The sequence below is a fragment of the Streptomyces purpurascens genome (assembly GCF_045040895.1).
Taxonomy (GTDB): Bacteria; Actinomycetota; Actinomycetes; order Streptomycetales; family Streptomycetaceae; genus Streptomyces; species Streptomyces purpurascens.
Map to the genome: position 1 here is coordinate 6,908,922 of NZ_CP108341.1, position 16,427 is coordinate 6,925,348.

Below are 16,427 nucleotides of genomic sequence, written 5' to 3' on the forward strand. Positions count from 1 at the left end.
GTGAAGAGACAAGGGAAGAAGAGTCGGGGATCTTCCCGTTCTGTCCATCCTTGGGCATGCAGCCAAGCAAGGGCCGTCCCCGCGGAAGCGGGGCCGGTAAGGAAAGTTGGGTCGAGTCTCTCGACGCTCATGACCCGGTCCCGGCCGAAGAGGCCGGGAACCTCAGGTACGACGACCCCTGGTACGACGCCCTCGCCTCCGGCTGGGGCGAGTCGGCCGGTGCCGGAGTGCCCGCTCCGGCGGTGGTGCCGTCGGCGCGAGGGGAGGGCGAGACCGGGGCCGCGCCGGGCGAGGTGTACCTGGAGGTGCAGCGCAGCGCCGCCTTTCAGGAGGTGCGGCGGCGGTACCGGAGGTTCGTGGTGCCGGCCTTCGTGGCCTTCTTCGCCTGGTACGTGGGTTACGTCGTTGCTGCCACGACCGCGCCGGAGCTGATGGCCCGGCCCGTGGCGGGAGCGGTCAACGTGGCGATGGCCGCGGGGCTCGGGCAGTTTCTGACCACGTTCCTGCTCACCTGGGCGTACGCCCGGCACGCGCGGCTGCGCAGGGACCGGGCGGCGCTGGAACTGCGCTGGGACACACAGGAACTGACGCGCGGCGCGAACGGCGGTGTCTCGTGACCGGGGAACACCAGACGCTGGCGCTGCTGTTGTTCAGCGCGTTCGTCGCGGTCACGCTGGCGATCACGACGTGGGTGAGTCGTAAACGGCGTGGTTCGGCGGAGGAGTTCTACGCGGGCGGGCGGCTCTTCTCGCCCATGGAGAATGGTTTTGCCCTCGCCGGCGACTACATGTCGGCGGCCTCCTTCCTGGGGGTCACCGGGCTCATCGCGCTGTTCGGCTACGACGGGTTGCTCTATGTCGTCGGGTTCCTCGTGGCCTGGCTGGTGGTGCTGTTCCTCGTCGCCGAACTGGTGCGCAACTGCGGCCGGTTCACACTCGCCGATGTCGTGGCGGCGCGGATGAGGGAGCGGCCGGTACGCATCGCGGCGGGAACCTCCTCGGTCACCGTGTCCGTTCTGTATCTGGTGGCGCAGATGGTCGGCGCGGGCAGCCTGGTGGCGCTGCTGCTGGGGGGTACGAGCGAGGCGGCGCGGGCCTGGACGGTCATCGGTGTGGGCGCGCTCATGGTGATCTATGTCTCGTTGGGAGGGATGCGGGCGACCACGTGGATTCAGATCGTCAAGGCCGTTCTGCTGCTCGGCGGCACCATCGCGCTGACGGTGCTCGTCCTGATGCGATTCCACGGCGACCTGGACCGGCTGCTGCTCACGGCGGCCGAGCGCAGCGGGCACGGGGAGGCGTTCCTGGCGCCCGGGCTGAAGTACGGCGGGGACTGGACCGCTCGCTTCGACTTCATCAGTCTGGGACTGGCCCTGGTGCTGGGTACGGCCGGGCTGCCGCACATCCTGTCCCGTTTCTACACGGTGCCCACCGCGCGCGCCGCACGCCGCTCGGTCGTTTGGGCGGTCGGACTCATCGGCGGCTTCTACCTGATGACGATCGTGCTCGGCTTCGGCGCCGCCGCCATCGTGGGGCCGGCCGCCGTACGCGGGTCGAACGCGGCCGGGAACACGGCGGTTCCGCTGCTGGCGCTCGATCTGGGCGGCGGTGCCGGGTCCACGGGGGGAACGGTTCTCTTCGCGATCGTCGCCGCGGTGGCGTTCGCCACCATCCTCGCCGTGGTCGCCGGGATCACGCTCGCGTCCTCGGCCTCGGTGGCCCACGACCTGTACGCGTCCTTGCTGCGCCCGGGCGCCAAGCCGCGCAGTGAGGTGGCGGTGGCCCGCGTCGCGGCCGTCGGAGTGGGCCTGGTGGCGATCGCCCTCGGTCTGCTGGCGCGGGATCTCAACGTGGCGTTCCTGGTGGGTCTCGCCTTCGCCGTCGCCGCGTCGGCGAACCTTCCGGTGCTGCTCTACTCCCTGTTCTGGCGCGGCTTCACGACACGTGGCGCCGTGTGGGCCGTCTACGGCGGTCTCGTTCCGGCCGTGGTGCTCGTGGTGCTGTCACCCGTGGTCTCGGGCAGCCCGGACTCGCTGTTCCCGGCCGTCGACCTCCAGTGCTTCCCGTTGCAGAACCCGGGCCTGGTCTCGATCCCGCTGGGCTTCCTCGCGGGCTGGCTGGGCACGGTCACCTCGGCGGAGGTCCCGGACGAGGCCAGGCACGCGGAGACCGAGGTGCGCTCGCTGACCGGGGCGGGAGCAGCGTAGGGGCGGTGCCCTCCCCCCCCGCCGGACCGCTTCGGACTAGGCGCGGGTCGCCCACACGTAACGGTGTTCCGGGCGGCCCGCGTCCCCGTACTTGAGGGTCAGCCTGGCCCGTCCCGTGCGCTCCAGGAGCTTCAGGTAGCGCTGGGCGGTCTGACGGCTCACCCCGGTGCGCTCGGCGATCTCCTGGGCGGACAGGGGCCCGTCGGCGTGCATCAGGGACTGACGGACCAGCTCCGCGGTGGTGGGGGAGTGCCCTTTGGGCAGATCGGGCTCCGACGGGGTCGACAGCGCCCCGAAGATGCGGTCCACCTCGGCCTGCTCGGCCTCCCCGCCGCCGTCGAGGGTGCGGCGCAGCTCCGCGTACGCCTCCAGCTTGGCGCGCAGGCCGGCGAAGGCGAACGGCTTGACCAGGTACTGCAGCGCGCCCTGCCGCATCGCCGCCTGCACGGTGGACACGTCCCGGGCCGCCGTCACCATGATCACGTCGGTCTGGTGGCCACGCCGCCGCATCTCCTGGACGACCGCCAGCCCCGTCTCGTCGGGCAGGTAGTGGTCCAGGAGCACCAGGTCCAGCCCGGGCAGCGTCTCCAGCTGGAGCAGCGCCTCGGCGGCGCTGTGGGCCTCGCCCGCGACATGGAAGCCCGGCACCTTCTCGACGTAGGCGGCGTTGACCCGCGCCACTCTGGTGTCGTCGTCCACGACCAGGACCTCGATCATCACGACTCCTTCTTGGCGGTCTGCGGAGCTGACGGCACGGTCAGGGCCGGTTCGGGGCCCGGCTCGGTGAGCGCCTCGGGCAGGACGACGGTGAACTCCGCGCCCCCGCCGTACGCCTCGTCGACGGTCGCGCTGCCACCCTGCCGCTCGGCGAGCCTGCGCACCAGGGAGAGGCCGATGCCCCGCTCGCGGTGCGCCGGCGGCTTCTTCGTAGACCATCCCGCGGTGAAGATCAACTCCCGGTGCTCCGGCGGGATTCCCGGGCCCGTGTCGCGCACCCGGAGGATCGCCGTACGGCCTTCGGCGCGCAGTTCGACCTCCACGCGCGCGTGCGGCTTGCCCGCCACGGCGTCGAGGGCGTTGTCCACCAGGTTGCCGACGACGGTCACGAGCCCCTGAGGGTCGATCAGCCGGTCGGGCAGCCGGGTCCGGTCCGACACCCACAGGGCGACGCCCCGCTCGGCCGCGACGGTCGCCTTGCCGACCAGCAGGGCGGCGAGCAGCGGGTCCTCGATCCGCTCGGTGACCTGCTCCGCGGTGGCCCGGTGATCACCGACGACTTCGCCGACGAACTCGACGGCGTCGTCGTACATCTCCAGTTCGAGCAGCCCCAGGAGCGTGTGCATACGGTTGGCGTGTTCGTGGTCCTGGGCGCGCAGGGCGTCGATCAGACCACGGGTGGAGTCGAGTTCGCGGCCCAGTTGCTCCAGCTCGGTGCGGTCGCGCAGGGTGGCCACGGCGCCGCCGTCGTCGGTGGGCATGCGGTTGGCGACCAGCACGCGCTGGCCGCGCACGGTGAGGAGGTCCGTGCCGGTCACGCGCCCGGCCAGCACATCGGACGTGCGGCCCGCGCCCAGCGCCTCGTCCGGGGAACGGCCCACCGCCGCGTCGCCGATGCTCAGCAGCCGCTGCGCCTCGTCGTTGAGGAGACGGATGCGGCCGGTGCGGTCCAGGGCGACGACGCCCTCCCTGATGCCGTGCAGCATCGCCTCGCGTTCCGACAGGAGTGCCGCGATGTCGGAGAAGGCCAGGTCCCGGGTCTGCCTGTGGACCCGCCGGGAGATGAGCCACGCGGCCATCGCACCGACCGCCAGGGCGCCGCCGGCGTAAGCGAGCAACCCCGGGATCGCGTGGATCAGCCGCGCCCGGACGCTGTCGTAGGCGATGCCGACCGAGACGGCGCCGACGACGGAGCCGTCGCTGTCGCGCAGCGGCACCTTGCCCCGGGCGGAGCGGCCCAGGGTGCCACTGTCGATCTCCATGACCTCCTTGCCGGCCAGAGCCTGGCCGGGGTCGGTCGAGACGATGCCGCCGATCTGCTTCTTGTCGGTGTGCGACCAGCGCACACCGCGCCAGTCCATCACCACGATGTACTCGGCCCGGGTGGCCTTCCGGATCCGCTCCGCCTCCTGCTGCACCGGACCGTTCGGGGAGGGAGGGGTGTCCCTCAGGTCCTGTGCGAGATCGGGCTGCTGGGCGGTCGTCTGCGCGATCGCGAGCGCGCGGCGCATCGCCTGGTCGTCCAGCTGGTTGCTCAGAGGCGCGAGGAACAGCCCGGTCGCGAGGACCGCGACTCCCGCGGCGATCGCCACCTGCATCAGCAGCACCTGCGAGAACACCCGCCGCGGGAGGCCGAGGCGCAGGCGGCGGGCGGGGGGAGTGGGGCTCATACCCAAGACGGTACGTGCGGCTGCCTACCTGCCGTAACGGGTGTGGCGTGGATCTCTTGATCAATGCTTGCGAAGGCGGGACCGAGCGCAGGTGGCATCAACACTTGATCGGGACGGTGCCGCCCCGGAGGCCGGTCAGCTCGCGAGCGCCGTCGTCACCCTCATCTCGCGCACCGCCACGACGTCCATCCGCGCGGGCGAACCGAGGACGGACGCGCCGCAGCTCTCCGGGCGGGGCGGCAGAGCAGCCCCCTGGGCCACCTCTACCTGCCAGCGGCGCCCGTCGGTGTGGGCGACGGTCACCTCCCAGCGCGGGGCAGCGCCCGACATCCGTACGACGCTCAGCGCCTCCGCGGCATACTCGCCGGTCCCGGTACGCACGGCGAGCTCGGCCGCCTGACCGGGCCGTTCCCAGGCCGAGCTGCCTCGGCAGCCCTCGACGACGATCCGCCCCTCCCCGGCGCCGTGCAGGACCTCCTTGAGGGTGTGGGCCTCGGCCCGGCCGTACGCGTATCCGTACGGCAGCACGAGCACCGTCGGGGAGAAGCGGTGGCCACCCAGATGGGTGACCTCCCAGACGCCCTCGACCCCCGACGTGGCGAGCTCGGCCGCGAGGGGCCGGCCCAGGAGGGCACAGCAGCGGTCCCGCTTGCCGTTGGTGCAGACGAGGGCGAGCGGATCACCGTCGTGGGGCCGGCCGCCGAGGACCGCGTCGAACGTGTGGTGGTCGCCCCGGCCGAGCGCGGCGAAGTCGAGATCGAGCAGCTGCTCCGGGTCCGAGGTCGTGGCGCCGTGCAGCCACACGTTTCCCGGAACGGTGTGGGCCGCGTACACCCGGCGCGAGGCGGGCATACGGCGGTCCGCGTGGCGCCCGGGGCGGCGGATGAGCACGATCCGCACGCCCGTGTCCTTCGCGGCCGCCTCCAGGGCACGGCCCAGCGCGGGGTCCAGGTGGCTCGAGGTGAGCGCCTTGGCACCCCACGGACCGGGCTGTTCCAGCAACAGCCAGGTCCTCGCGGTGGCCGCGGTCGCCGAAACGGGCTCGTCGAAGTCCAGGGAGACGCTCGTGCACGTACTCACACAGGTGAGCCTAACCTGAGTTAACCCGTGGCGACGTCCGGGCCCGCCCTGTCCTACTCCGGCAGTGGCTGAGGCGGCTTCGGACCCGTGTAGAGGCCGCTCGGGCGCATGCGCAGCGGGCGTTCGCCGTACTCCTCCAGGGCGTGAGCGATCCAGCCCGCCGTACGGGCCACGGCGAAAATCGTCTCGCCCGCGGTCGAGGGCATGCCGCAGGACGTGGTGAGCACGGCGAGCGCCAGGTCGATGTTGGCGTGCAGCGGGGCGTGGCGGGCGGTGGTCTCGACGATGTCGCGGGCCGCGAGGAGGGCGGGCTCCGCGCGCGGGATCTGTTCCAGGAGGGTGAACAGGGCACGCGCGCGTGGGTCCTCGCCCGGGTAGAGCCGGTGGCCGAGTCCCGGGATACGGCGGCCGGCGCGCAGCTCGTCCGCGATCACGGGCGCCGCGTCGCCCTGGTCGAGCACGTCGAGGAGCAGCCGGTGGGCGAGCCCGCTGGCCGCGCCGTGCAGCGGACCCTCGATCACGCCCAGCCCTGCGGAGACCGCCGCGTAGGCGTGGGCACGGGCCGACGCGGCGACGCGCACCGCGAGCGTGGAGGCGGCCAGGTCGTGGTCGACGAGGAGGGCGAGCGCGGCGTCCAGGGCGCGCAGGGAGGCCTCGTCGGCATCATGCCCGGACAGCCGGGTCCACAGGCGGTGGGCCAGAGGGCCCTCGTCGCGGCGGTCGGGCCTCACGAGTGGCAGAGCGGCGACGAGCGTCGGAATGAGCGTGCGCGCCGTGCCGAGCACGGCCTCCTCGGACAGGTCGAACCGCAGCGGGTCGGCGGTCGCGGCGGCGATCGTCGCGACGCGCAGCAGATCGGTGGGCGCGGCGTGCTCGGGCAGTGCGTCGACGGCGCGGCGGGCCACGGCCACAGAGGCGGGGGGCGCGGTGAACGTGCCGCCCGGGTGCATCCGGCCGGTCCACAGCCACTCGGCGACCTCCTCGTACGTGTGCCGTGCTGCCAGGTCCACGGCGTCCACACCGCGGAAGTAGTAGCGGTCGCTCTCGATGAGCGTGATGCGGGTCCGTACGGACAGCTCACCGCCCGATCCGGAACCGCCCGCACTCTCCCGCCTGCTGCGCCGGGCGAGCGCCTCGACCTCCCCGGCGTCGAAGGTGCTGCCCCGGCCGCCGGTCACCCGCCGGCTGCTGAGCTGACCGCGGCTCACATACGCGTACACGGTCTCCGGCTTCACACCGAGCAGCTCGGCGGCCTCCTTGGTGCTCAGCCGCCTGTCCGCGTCGCGGGGGACGGGTTCTTGATCGCGCATGGGGGTCACCGTATCCGCCTAGCGGCCCATTGATTGATGTATTGATTGAATCAATATTGACACAACTAAAGTCAATCATGGACAGTCGAATCAAGTCCAGGGAGGAAGACATGTCCGTCAACAGGTCCGCAGCCACTCTTCTCGACGTGCCACGGGGACTCGCCGGGGTCGTCGTCACCGACACCCGGATCGGCGACGTCCGCGGTCTCGAGGGCTTCTACCACTACCGGCAGTACTCGGCCGTCGACCTCGCGCGGACCCGCGGCTTCGAGGACGTCTGGCACCTGCTCGTGCACGGCGAACTGCCGGACGCCGAGCGGAGCGCGGCCTTCGCGGCCGAGACCGCCGCGCTGCGGCGGCTCCCCGACGAGGTGCGAGCCGCTCTGCCGGCCATAGCGGCGGCCGGCGGGCGCTCCGGCCCGCTCGCCGGAATGCGTACGGCGCTGTCGCTGCTGGGTGCGGCGAAGGGGTTCCGCCCCGTGTACGACGTCGACGCCGGGCGGCGCCTGCGGGACACGCTCGAGGCAGCCGCCGCCGTGCCCACCCTGCTCACCGCGCTGCACCGGCTGGGGCAGGGGCTCGAACCCGTGGAGCCGCGCGAGGACCTGTCGTACGCGGCGAACTACCTCTACATGCTGACCGGATCGGTACCGACCGAGCGGCACGCGCGGGCGATCGAGCAATACCTGATCTCAACCATTGATCACGGATTCAATGCTTCAACCTTCACGGCCCGGGTCATCGCGTCGACCGGTGCGGACGTGGCGGCATGCCTCGCCGGTGCGGTGGCGGCGCTGTCGGGGCCGCTGCACGGAGGTGCTCCCAGCCGCGCGCTGGACACCCTGGACGCGATCGGCACCCCGGACCGGATCGACTCCTGGGTGCGTCAGCGGGTGCTCGCGGGGGATCGCATCATGGGCTTCGGCCATGCGATCTACCGCACGGAGGACCCGCGGTCCCGGATGCTGCGTGAGGTCGCCCAGGCGTTCGGCGGGCCGCGCGTGGACTTCGCCGTGGAGGTCGAGCGTCACGTCGAGGCGATCCTGGCGGAGCTGAAGCCCGGCCGTGAACTCCACACCAACGTCGAGTACTACGCGGGCGTGGTCATGGAACTCTGCGGCCTGCCCCGAGAGATGTTCACTCCGACCTTCGCCGCCGCGCGCGCGGTGGGCTGGAGCGCCAACATCCTGGAACAGGCGGAGGACACGAAGATCATCAGGCCGGTGGCGCGATATGTGGGGCCGGAGGCGCCGGTGTCCGTACCGACTGCATAAACGGCCACAACTGCCATATACGGGCTGATGATCGATTCTTCGCTGCCTTCCGTCACTCTTGCGGATGTTCTCCAGGATCGCGCGTGGCTCCACCCCCGCGGGTGATAAAACAGGGCCGCAAAGATGCCTTGCTTCCTTGGGGTGCGGGGGCGGACTGTGCGCGTGCCGCACGGCGATCAAGGCTTGGGCCTGCGAGGATGCCACCGCTCGCGCGGCCGCGGGCGCAGGCGCTTGTGCCTTGAGAACAGAGGAATGCAACAGTGAGTCAGATCATCCGCCGCCTTGGTGTCGCTCCCCGCTATCGAGGCAGTACCGGTGGCGGGACATGTCCCGACATCTTTGAATTGGCCGACGGGAACTTCGCGGTCATCGGCACGGATGTCACTGACTCGCTCGACACCCAGCTGCCCGACGATGCCGGACGCGCCGACTATGAACGCATCGTCGTCATCACCCGGGAGACCCTGGTCAAGGCGAAGAAGGACATCCCCGACGCCTAGTGATGTCGTCGTAGTGAAGGAGTCGGCCCGGCTCGGCGCTGCCGCGTGGGCCGGCTTCTCCCGTCATGGGTCGGTGGGAGGCTCGCCGACCACCCACCACTCATCGGTGTCCGCTTCCTCGAGTTGCAGTAGCAGGTCGTCGACGAGCCGGCCGAGTTCCGCCTCCTCGGTGCCCGTGAGACTCGCGCGCTGTTGCTGGGTCGCGTACCAGTACTCCCTGACGATCGGGTTCTGGAAGATGCCCCGGACGTGCTTGAAGAACTCGTCCCTTCCCATGTTGCCGATGCGGTAGTAGCAGAGCAGGTTGGTGTACAGGGCGTTGGCGAAGAGGTACTGCCGACGCCGCTCAGGGGTGACGGGCCTCTCGAAGATGTCCAGGACCTCGGCGAGTTCGGTGTCGTCGATCGCCTTGCTCAACAGCTCCCAGTGCTGCCGCTGCTGCCTGGCCAGATTGGACCGCTGCTGCGTACGGGCATGCTGTTCCAGCTGGTCCAGGCGTTCGTGCAGGGTGTCCATCGCCTGCTTCTGTGCCGCCATGGCGACGAGAGCGCCGGCCACCATGCCGAGGCCGGCCGCGGCAGCGGAGCGCAGTCCCTGTATCCCAATATTCCGTGTGGCCATGTCAACCCCCGAGTCAGGCGGCCGTCCGCCGGTCGTCGGGATGCGGGTCGACTGGAGGGGACCGGCGAGCAGTGGGCGGCGCTTGCCGTCTCCCAGAGTGCCGAGCGGCTCTGATCGGCGGGGAGGCGGAGAGGCGGCGCACGGAGGGAAGCGAGGGTCGCACTCCGGCGCCTTGCCGAACGTCTGCCCCGCAAGTGCTGCTAACAATCGTTCACTTCGGCGCGATTCTTGCGGCTCGTATCCTGGGTCGGCATTCATTCTTCGTCCCTGTGCCGAGAACGCGAGCCGGTGCACGCGTCGGCGTGAAAGAGGTCGCACGGTGAGCCAGCCGAGCCCGAGTCCGCGGCAGATCCCGGTCGTGATCCTGGCCGGATTCCTCGGATCCGGAAAGACCACGCTGCTCAACCATCTCCTCCACCGCAGCGGAGGCAGCCGGATCGGCGCGGTCGTCAATGATTTCGGGGCCATCGAGATCGACGCGATGGCCGTCGCGGGCGCGCTCGGCGATTCGACCGTCTCGCTCGGCAACGGATGCCTGTGCTGCGCCGTCGACGCCGGCGAACTGGATCTCTATCTCGAGCGGCTCACGGAGCCGTCCCTCGGCATCGACGTCATCGTCATCGAGGCCAGCGGTCTCGCCGAGCCGCAGGAACTCGTGCGCATGGTGCTCGCGAGTGAGGATCCGGGGATCGTGTACGGCGGGCTCGTCGAGGTGGTCGACGCCGCCGAGTTCGACGACACCAGGACCAGGCATCCCGAGATCGACCGGCATCTCGCGCTGGCCGATCTCGTCGTGGTCAACAAGCTCGACCGGGCGGAGGACGGCGAGCGCGTCCTCGGGCTGGTCCGGTCCCTCGTCGACCGCGCGGCCGTCGTCCCGGCCACCTACGGCCGGATCGACCCCGAGTTCCTCTTCGACTGCCGGCCGAGCGAGGAACGCGTCGGGCAGCTGTCCTTCGACGACCTGCACGAGACCGGCGCGGACGGCCATGCCGGGCATCTGCACAGCGCGTACGACAGCCTGTCGTTCGTCTCCCGGGAGCCCCTCGACCCGCGCCGGCTGATGGAGTTCCTCGACAGCCGGCCCGAGGGGCTGTACCGGATCAAGGGGTACGTGGACTTCGGCCCCCACGACGTCCGGAACCGCTACGCCGTCCACGCCGTCGGACGGTTCCTGCGCTTCTACCCGGAGCCCTGGCCGCCGGGCGACGAACGCCTCTCCCAGCTGGTCCTCATCGGCTCCGGGATCGACACCGCCGCCCTCGACAAGCAGCTCGACGCGTGCCGGAGCGAGGCCCCACACGCCGACGAGCACGGCATGTGGGGCGTCCTGCGGTACGTACCGGGCACCGAGGAGGATCTCGCGGACCCTGCCTAGGCCGACCGGACCCTGCCTTGGCCGACCGGACCCTGCCCAGGCCGGCCGGACCCTGCCCAGGCCGGCCGGAGCCCGCCTACACCGGCCCCGCCACCACCCACACGGTCTTCGCCAGGGACACCCCCGAGCCGTCCCGCCGCGGGTCGATCTCCGGGAGGTCGACCGGAGTGCCGTTCTTCTGCGCGGCGAGGGCCGGGACCGGGCCCGCCCAGGCCAGGGACAGGCAGTCCTCGCCCTTCAGGAACCGCTGGCAGCGGACGCCGCCCGTGGCGCGGCCCTTGCGCGGGTACTGGTCGAACGGGGTCAGCTTGGCCGTCGTCTGGACGGAGTCGTCCAGCGTGCCGCGCGAGCCCGCGACGGTGAAGACGACGGCGTCCGCTGCCGGATCCACCGCCGTGAAGGAGATGACCTTCGCGCCCTCGGTGAGCTTGATGCCCGCCATGCCGCCCGCCGCGCGGCCCTGGGCGCGGACCTGCGCGGCCGGGTAGCGCAGCAGCTGGGCGTCGTCGGAGATGAAGATCAGATCCTCGTCGCCGGTCCGCAGTTCCACCGCGCCGACGATCCGGTCGCCCTCCTTGAGGGTGATCACCTCGAGCTCTTCCTTGTGGGACGGATAGTCCGGCACCACGCGCTTGACGACGCCCTGTGCCGTGCCGATCGCCAGGCCCGGCGACGACTCGTCGAGGGTCGTCAGGCAGATCACCGTCTCGTCGTCCTCCAGGGAGACGAACTCCGCCAGCGGGGCGCCCCCCGCGAGGTTCGGCGTCGACAGCGACTCGGGGAGCTGGGGCAGGTCGATCACGTTCAGCCGCAGCAGCCGGCCCGTCGAGGTGACCGCGCCCACCTCGCCACGGGCGGTGGCCGGCACAGCCGAGACGATCACGTCGTGCTTCACGCGCTCGGCGCCGGCGTCCTCCGCGAACGGCTCGCCGTTCGCCGTACGGGCCAGCAGACCCGTCGAGGACAGCAGCACCCGGCACGGGTCGTCGGCCACCTGGAGCGGCACGGTCGCGACCGGGGTGCCGCCCGCCTCCAGCAGGTCCGTACGCCGGTCGGTGCCGAACTTCTTGGCGACGGTTGCCAGTTCGGAGGAGACCAGCTTGCGCAGCTCGGCGTCCGAGTCGAGGATCCGGGTCAGTTCCTCGATCTCCGCGGTGAGCCGGTCCTTCTCCGTCTCCAGCTCGATGCGGTCGAACTTGGTGAGACGGCGCAGCGGCGTGTCGAGGATGTACTGCGTCTGCACCTCGCTCAGCGAGAACTGCTCCATCAGTCGCTGCTTCGCCTGCGCGGAGTTCTCACTGGAGCGGATGAGGCGGATGACCTCGTCGATGTCCAGCAGGGCCGTCAGCAGGCCCTCGACCAGGTGCAGCCGGTCGCGCTTCTTGCCGCGGCGGAACTCCGAACGCCGCCGTACGACGGTGAAACGGTGGTCGAGGTAGACCTCCAGGAGCTCCTTGAGGCCCAGCGTGAGCGGCTGGCCGTCGACCAGGGCCACGTTGTTGATGCCGAAGGACTCCTCCATCGGCGTCAGCTTGTACAGCTGTTCCAGGACCGCTTCCGGCACGAAGCCGTTCTTGATCTCGATGACCAGGCGCAGGCCGTGCTGGCGGTCGGTGAGGTCCTTGACGTCGGCGATGCCCTGGAGCTTCTTCGAGCCGACCAGGTCCTTGATCTTGGCGATCACCTTCTCCGGGCCGACCGTGAAGGGCAGCTGGGTGACGACGAGGCCCTTGCGGCGGGCCGTCACGGTCTCCACGGCGACGGTCGCCCGCATCTTGAACGTGCCGCGGCCCGTCTCGTACGCGTCCCGGATACCGGGCAGGCCGACGATGCGGCCGCCGGTGGGCAGGTCGGGGCCCGGGACGTGCTTCATCAGGGCGTCGAGATCCGCGTTCGGGTACCGGATCAGGTGGCGGGCGGCCGCGATGACCTCGCGCAGATTGTGCGGCGGCATGTTCGTGGCCATACCGACGGCGATGCCCGAGGCGCCGTTGACCAGGAGGTTCGGGAAGGCGGCGGGCAGGGCCACCGGCTCCTGCTCCTGGCCGTCGTAGTTGGGGTTGAAGTCGACGGTGTCCTCGTCGATGGAGTCCGTCATCAGGCTCGTGGCCTCGGCCATCCGGCACTCGGTGTACCGCATGGCGGCGGGCGGGTCGTCGTTGCCCAGCGAGCCGAAGTTGCCGTGCCCGTCGACCAGGGGGACGCGCATCGAGAAGGGCTGGGCCATGCGCACGAGGGCGTCGTAGATCGACGCGTCGCCGTGCGGGTGCAGCTTGCCCATCACCTCGCCGACGACGCGGGCGCACTTGACGTACCCGCGCTCGGGGCGCAGGCCCATCTCGCTCATCTGGTAGACGATGCGCCGGTGCACCGGCTTGAGGCCGTCGCGTGCGTCCGGCAGGGCGCGGGAGTAGATGACCGAGTACGCGTACTCGAGGAAGGAGCCCTGCATCTCGTCGACGACGTCGATGTCGAGGATCCTCTCCTCGTACGAGTCGTCGGGCGGCGGGGTCTTCGTGCTGCGGCGGGCCATCGCTGCCGGCTCCTTGCCTCTGCGATCCGGATCTGACGCCGACCATTGTGGACCGCCGCACTGACAACCGGGACCAGGACCCGGTCTCTGACGTCTGCCGCGCCGTCCGGGCCCGGCACGGCGGGTCACCGAATCTCGCTCTCCGCGTACGCCCCCGGGAACTTCACCAGCGCTTCGCGCGCTTGCATACAGTGGCAGGACCGGCAGGAATCCGCGGTTGGAACGACCGCACCGCGATCGAAGGGACGTACATGCCCATGGGTCACACGGCCACAGCCCAGGCAGGCTCCGGGGGCCTGACAGCGACCGAGCACCGCCTGGCCAACGGCCTTCGCGTGGTGCTCTCCGAGGACCACCTGACCCCGGTCGCGGCGGTGTGCCTCTGGTACGACGTCGGCTCGCGCCACGAAGTCAAGGGGCGTACCGGCCTGGCTCACCTTTTCGAGCATCTGATGTTCCAGGGTTCCGCCCAGGTGAAGGGCAACGGCCACTTCGAGTTCGTCCAGGGCGCGGGCGGCTCGCTGAACGGCACCACCAGCTTCGAGCGCACCAATTATTTCGAGACCATGCCCGCCCACCAGCTGGAGCTCGCCCTCTGGCTGGAGGCCGACCGCATGGGCTCACTGCTGTCCGCGCTCGACGACGAGTCGATGGAGAACCAGCGGGACGTCGTCAAGAACGAGCGCCGCCAGCGCTACGACAACGTCCCCTACGGCACCGCCTTCGAGAAGCTGACCGCCCTCGCCTACCCGGAGGGCCACCCCTACCACCACACCCCGATCGGCTCGATGGCCGACCTGGACGCCGCGACCCTGGAGGACGCGCGGGCGTTCTTCCGCACCTACTACGCGCCGAACAACGCCGTGCTCTCCGTGGTCGGCGACATCGACCCGGAGCAGACCCTGGCCTGGATCGAGAAGTACTTCGGCTCCGTCGCGGGACACGACGGCAAGCCCGCGCCGCGTGACGGCACGCTGCCGGAGACCATCGGCGAGCAGCTGCGCGAGGTCGTCGAGGAGGAGGTCCCGGCGCGCGCCCTGATGGCCGCCTACCGGCTGCCTCACGACGGCACGCGCGCGTGCGACGCGGCCGACCTGGCCCTCACCGTCCTCGGCGGCGGCGAGTCCTCCCGGCTCTACAACCGCCTCGTACGGCGGGACCGTACGGCCGTGGCCGCCGGCTTCGGCCTGCTGCGGCTCGCCGGGGCGCCCTCCCTGGGCTGGCTGGACGTGAAGACGTCCGGTGACGTGGAGGTGCCGGTCATCGAGACCGCCATCGACGAGGAGCTCGCCCGGTTCGCCGAGGAGGGCCCCACGGCCGAGGAGATGGAGCGCGCCCAGGCCCAGTTGGAGCGCGAGTGGCTGGACCGGCTGGGCACGGTCTCCGGCCGAGCCGACGAACTGTGCCGGTACGCCGTGCTGTTCGGCGACCCGCAGCTCGCCCTGACCGCCGTGCAGCGCGTGCTGGACGTCACGGCGGAGGAGGTCCAGGAGGTCGCCAAGGCCCGCCTGCGGCCCGACAACCGCGCGGTGCTGGTCTACGAGCCCGTCGCCGACGAGGCCGGCGAGGACGCCGACACCATCGAGGACACCGCAGCCGCGGCCACGAACGAGAACGAGGAGGCGGCCAAGTGACCGAGCTCGCCACGATGGACTTCCACCCCCGGCCCCAGGCGGGCGAGGCCAAGCCCTGGGCCTTCCCGGCCCCCGAGCGCGGCACGCTCGACAATGGCCTGACGGTGCTGCGCTGCCACCGCCCCGGCCAGCAGGTCGTCGCCGTGGAGGTGCTGCTGGACGCCCCCCTGGACGCCGAGCCGGCCGGCCTCGACGGTGTGGCCACGATCATGGCGCGGGCCTTCTCCGAGGGCACCGACAAGCACTCCGCCGAGGAGTTCGCCGCCGAGCTGGAGCGCGCCGGCGCCACGCTCGACGCGCACGCCGACCACCCGGGCGTCCGGCTGAGCCTGGAGGTCCCCGCTTCCCGGCTCGCCAAGGGCCTCGGCCTGATCGCCGACGCCCTCAGGGCGCCCGCGTTCGCGGACAGCGAGGTCGAGCGGCTGGTCAACAACCGCCTGGACGAGATCCCGCACGAGCTGGCCAACCCCGCCCGCCGTGCCGCCAAGGAGCTCTCCAAGGAGCTGTTTCCGGCGGGCTCGCGCATGTCGCGGCCCCGGCAGGGCACCGAGGAGACGGTCGCCGCGATCGACTCCGCGGCCGTACGCGGCTACTACGAGAAGCACGTCCGCCCGGCGACGGCCACCGCCGTGGTCGTCGGCGACCTCACCGGCATCGACCTCGACGCGCTGCTCGGCGACACGCTGGGCGCCTGGACCGGCTCCTCGGCCGAGCCGCGGCCGGTGCCGCCGGTGACCGCCGACGACACGGGCCGTGTCGTCATCGTGGACCGCCCGGGCGCCGTCCAGACGCAGCTGCTGATCGGCCGGATCGGCTCGGACCGGCACGACCGCGTCTGGCCCGCCCAGGTGCTCGGCACGTACTGCCTCGGCGGCACCCTCACCTCCCGCCTGGACCGCGTCCTGCGCGAGGAGAAGGGCTACACCTACGGCGTGCGGGCGTTCGCCCAGGTCCTCAGGTCCGCCCCGGACGGGACCGGTGCCGCGATGCTCGCCATCAGCGGCTCCGTGGACACGCCCAACACCGGCCCCGCCCTTGAGGACCTCTGGACGGTGCTGCGCACCCTCGCCGCCGAGGGGCTGACCGACGCCGAGCGGGACGTCGCCGTGCAGAACCTGGTCGGCGTGGCGCCGCTCAAGTACGAGACGGCGGCGGCCGTCGCGAGCACGCTGGCGGACCAGGTCGAGCAGCACCTGCCCGACGACTACCAGGCCGCGCTGTACCGGCAGCTCGCCGCGACCGGCACCGTGGAGGCCACCGCGGCGGCCGTCAGCGCCTTCCCGGTGGACCGTCTGGTGACCGTCCTCGTCGGCGACGCGGCGCAGATCAAGGGCCCCGTGGAGGCCCTCGGCATCGGCGAAGTCGCCGTAGTCGCCGCCGAGTAGCGGGAGACGAGCGCCACGCGCGCGTAGGGGCCCTGGTTGTCTTCTAAGGCGCCAGGGCTCCTTTATGTCCGAATTGGTGCGGGAGTTGCCTGTCTGCCCTGTGGGATGCGCTACAAAAG

At 71.2% G+C, this 16,427-nt stretch carries 13 protein-coding genes; 7 read left to right on the forward strand and 6 right to left on the reverse strand.

What is annotated here, in order from left to right:
- The first annotated feature begins 56 nt into the window (after positions 1 to 56).
- Together OHU35_RS31545 and OHU35_RS31550 are read left to right on the forward strand one after the other, a co-directional pair.
- Complete coding sequence (locus OHU35_RS31545; RefSeq protein ID WP_405507668.1) at positions 57 to 617, forward strand: DUF485 domain-containing protein; 561 nt, start codon at positions 57 to 59, stop codon at positions 615 to 617.
- Positions 614 to 2,206 (forward strand): cation acetate symporter, encoded by a 1,593-nt coding sequence (locus tag OHU35_RS31550; RefSeq protein WP_405507670.1) that lies wholly within the window; start codon positions 614 to 616, stop codon positions 2,204 to 2,206. The genes OHU35_RS31545 and OHU35_RS31550 overlap by 4 nt, the downstream gene beginning before the upstream one ends.
- Positions 2,207 to 2,242: 36 nt before the next feature.
- On the opposite strand, the gene OHU35_RS31555 is transcribed toward OHU35_RS31550, so the two are convergent.
- The 4 genes from OHU35_RS31555 to OHU35_RS31570 all read right to left on the reverse strand — a co-directional run bounded on the left by OHU35_RS31555 (position 2,243) and on the right by OHU35_RS31570 (position 6,983).
- A complete protein-coding gene (locus OHU35_RS31555) occupies positions 2,243 to 2,923 on the reverse strand; it encodes a response regulator (protein WP_189721818.1) in 681 nt (226 codons plus the stop codon).
- A complete protein-coding gene (locus OHU35_RS31560) occupies positions 2,923 to 4,593 on the reverse strand; it encodes a sensor histidine kinase (protein WP_359888913.1) in 1,671 nt (556 codons plus the stop codon). The genes OHU35_RS31555 and OHU35_RS31560 overlap by 1 nt, the downstream gene beginning before the upstream one ends.
- A 135-nt stretch (positions 4,594 to 4,728) precedes the next feature.
- Complete coding sequence (locus tag OHU35_RS31565) at positions 4,729 to 5,673, reverse strand: sucrase ferredoxin (RefSeq protein WP_405507671.1); 945 nt, start codon at positions 5,671 to 5,673, stop codon at positions 4,729 to 4,731.
- 53 nt (positions 5,674 to 5,726) lie between these two features.
- Entirely contained in the window at positions 5,727 to 6,983 is a 1,257-nt protein-coding gene (locus tag OHU35_RS31570; RefSeq protein WP_189721815.1) for a citrate synthase, read from the reverse strand.
- A gap of 110 nt (positions 6,984 to 7,093) precedes the next feature.
- On the opposite strand from OHU35_RS31570, the gene OHU35_RS31575 reads away from it, so the two are divergent.
- Together OHU35_RS31575 and OHU35_RS31580 are read left to right on the forward strand one after the other, a co-directional pair.
- Positions 7,094 to 8,257 (forward strand): citrate synthase, encoded by a 1,164-nt coding sequence (locus OHU35_RS31575; RefSeq protein ID WP_405507673.1) that lies wholly within the window; start codon positions 7,094 to 7,096, stop codon positions 8,255 to 8,257.
- A 260-nt stretch (positions 8,258 to 8,517) separates the two neighbouring features.
- Positions 8,518 to 8,757 (forward strand): hypothetical protein, encoded by a 240-nt coding sequence (locus OHU35_RS31580; protein WP_031105624.1) that lies wholly within the window; start codon positions 8,518 to 8,520, stop codon positions 8,755 to 8,757.
- Positions 8,758 to 8,820: 63 nt separating this feature from the next.
- Here the strand turns inward: OHU35_RS31580 and OHU35_RS31585 are convergent, their stop codons facing one another.
- A complete protein-coding gene (locus tag OHU35_RS31585; protein ID WP_189721813.1) occupies positions 8,821 to 9,378 on the reverse strand; it encodes a DUF6082 family protein in 558 nt (185 codons plus the stop codon).
- A gap of 319 nt (positions 9,379 to 9,697) precedes the next feature.
- Here OHU35_RS31585 and OHU35_RS31590 point away from each other — a divergent pair, with 319 nt between their 5' ends.
- Positions 9,698 to 10,756 carry a CobW family GTP-binding protein gene (locus tag OHU35_RS31590; RefSeq protein ID WP_405507674.1) on the forward strand — a complete coding sequence of 353 codons (1,059 nt, stop codon included), beginning with the start codon at positions 9,698 to 9,700 and terminating at the stop codon, positions 10,754 to 10,756.
- A gap of 76 nt (positions 10,757 to 10,832) precedes the next feature.
- On the opposite strand, the gene OHU35_RS31595 is transcribed toward OHU35_RS31590, so the two are convergent.
- A complete protein-coding gene (locus OHU35_RS31595) occupies positions 10,833 to 13,289 on the reverse strand; it encodes a DNA topoisomerase (ATP-hydrolyzing) subunit A (protein WP_189721811.1) in 2,457 nt (818 codons plus the stop codon).
- A 251-nt stretch (positions 13,290 to 13,540) separates the two neighbouring features.
- On the opposite strand from OHU35_RS31595, the gene OHU35_RS31600 reads away from it, so the two are divergent.
- Both OHU35_RS31600 and OHU35_RS31605 read left to right on the forward strand, forming a co-directional pair.
- On the forward strand, positions 13,541 to 14,923 hold the full coding sequence (locus tag OHU35_RS31600) for a pitrilysin family protein (RefSeq protein WP_189721810.1): 1,383 nt from the start codon (positions 13,541 to 13,543) through the stop codon (positions 14,921 to 14,923).
- Positions 14,920 to 16,308 carry a pitrilysin family protein gene (locus OHU35_RS31605; RefSeq protein ID WP_189721809.1) on the forward strand — a complete coding sequence of 463 codons (1,389 nt, stop codon included), beginning with the start codon at positions 14,920 to 14,922 and terminating at the stop codon, positions 16,306 to 16,308. The genes OHU35_RS31600 and OHU35_RS31605 overlap by 4 nt, the downstream gene beginning before the upstream one ends.
- The last annotated feature ends 119 nt before the right edge of the window (positions 16,309 to 16,427 follow it).

Bases quoted from the DNA above. Each gene is read 5' to 3' on its own strand.
- OHU35_RS31570 (WP_189721815.1), bottom strand. From the start codon at position 6,983: ATGCGCGATCAAGAACCCGTCCCCCGCGACGCGGACAGGCGGCTGAGC.
- OHU35_RS31545 (WP_405507668.1), top strand. From the start codon at position 57: ATGCAGCCAAGCAAGGGCCGTCCCCGCGGAAGCGGGGCCGGTAAGGAA.
- OHU35_RS31575 (WP_405507673.1), top strand. From the start codon at position 7,094: ATGTCCGTCAACAGGTCCGCAGCCACTCTTCTCGACGTGCCACGGGGA.
- OHU35_RS31585 (WP_189721813.1), bottom strand. From the start codon at position 9,378: ATGGCCACACGGAATATTGGGATACAGGGACTGCGCTCCGCTGCCGCG.
- OHU35_RS31560 (WP_359888913.1), bottom strand. From the start codon at position 4,593: ATGAGCCCCACTCCCCCCGCCCGCCGCCTGCGCCTCGGCCTCCCGCGG.
- OHU35_RS31600 (WP_189721810.1), top strand. From the start codon at position 13,541: ATGCCCATGGGTCACACGGCCACAGCCCAGGCAGGCTCCGGGGGCCTG.
- OHU35_RS31595 (WP_189721811.1), bottom strand. From the start codon at position 13,289: ATGGCCCGCCGCAGCACGAAGACCCCGCCGCCCGACGACTCGTACGAG.
- OHU35_RS31555 (WP_189721818.1), bottom strand. From the start codon at position 2,923: ATGATCGAGGTCCTGGTCGTGGACGACGACACCAGAGTGGCGCGGGTC.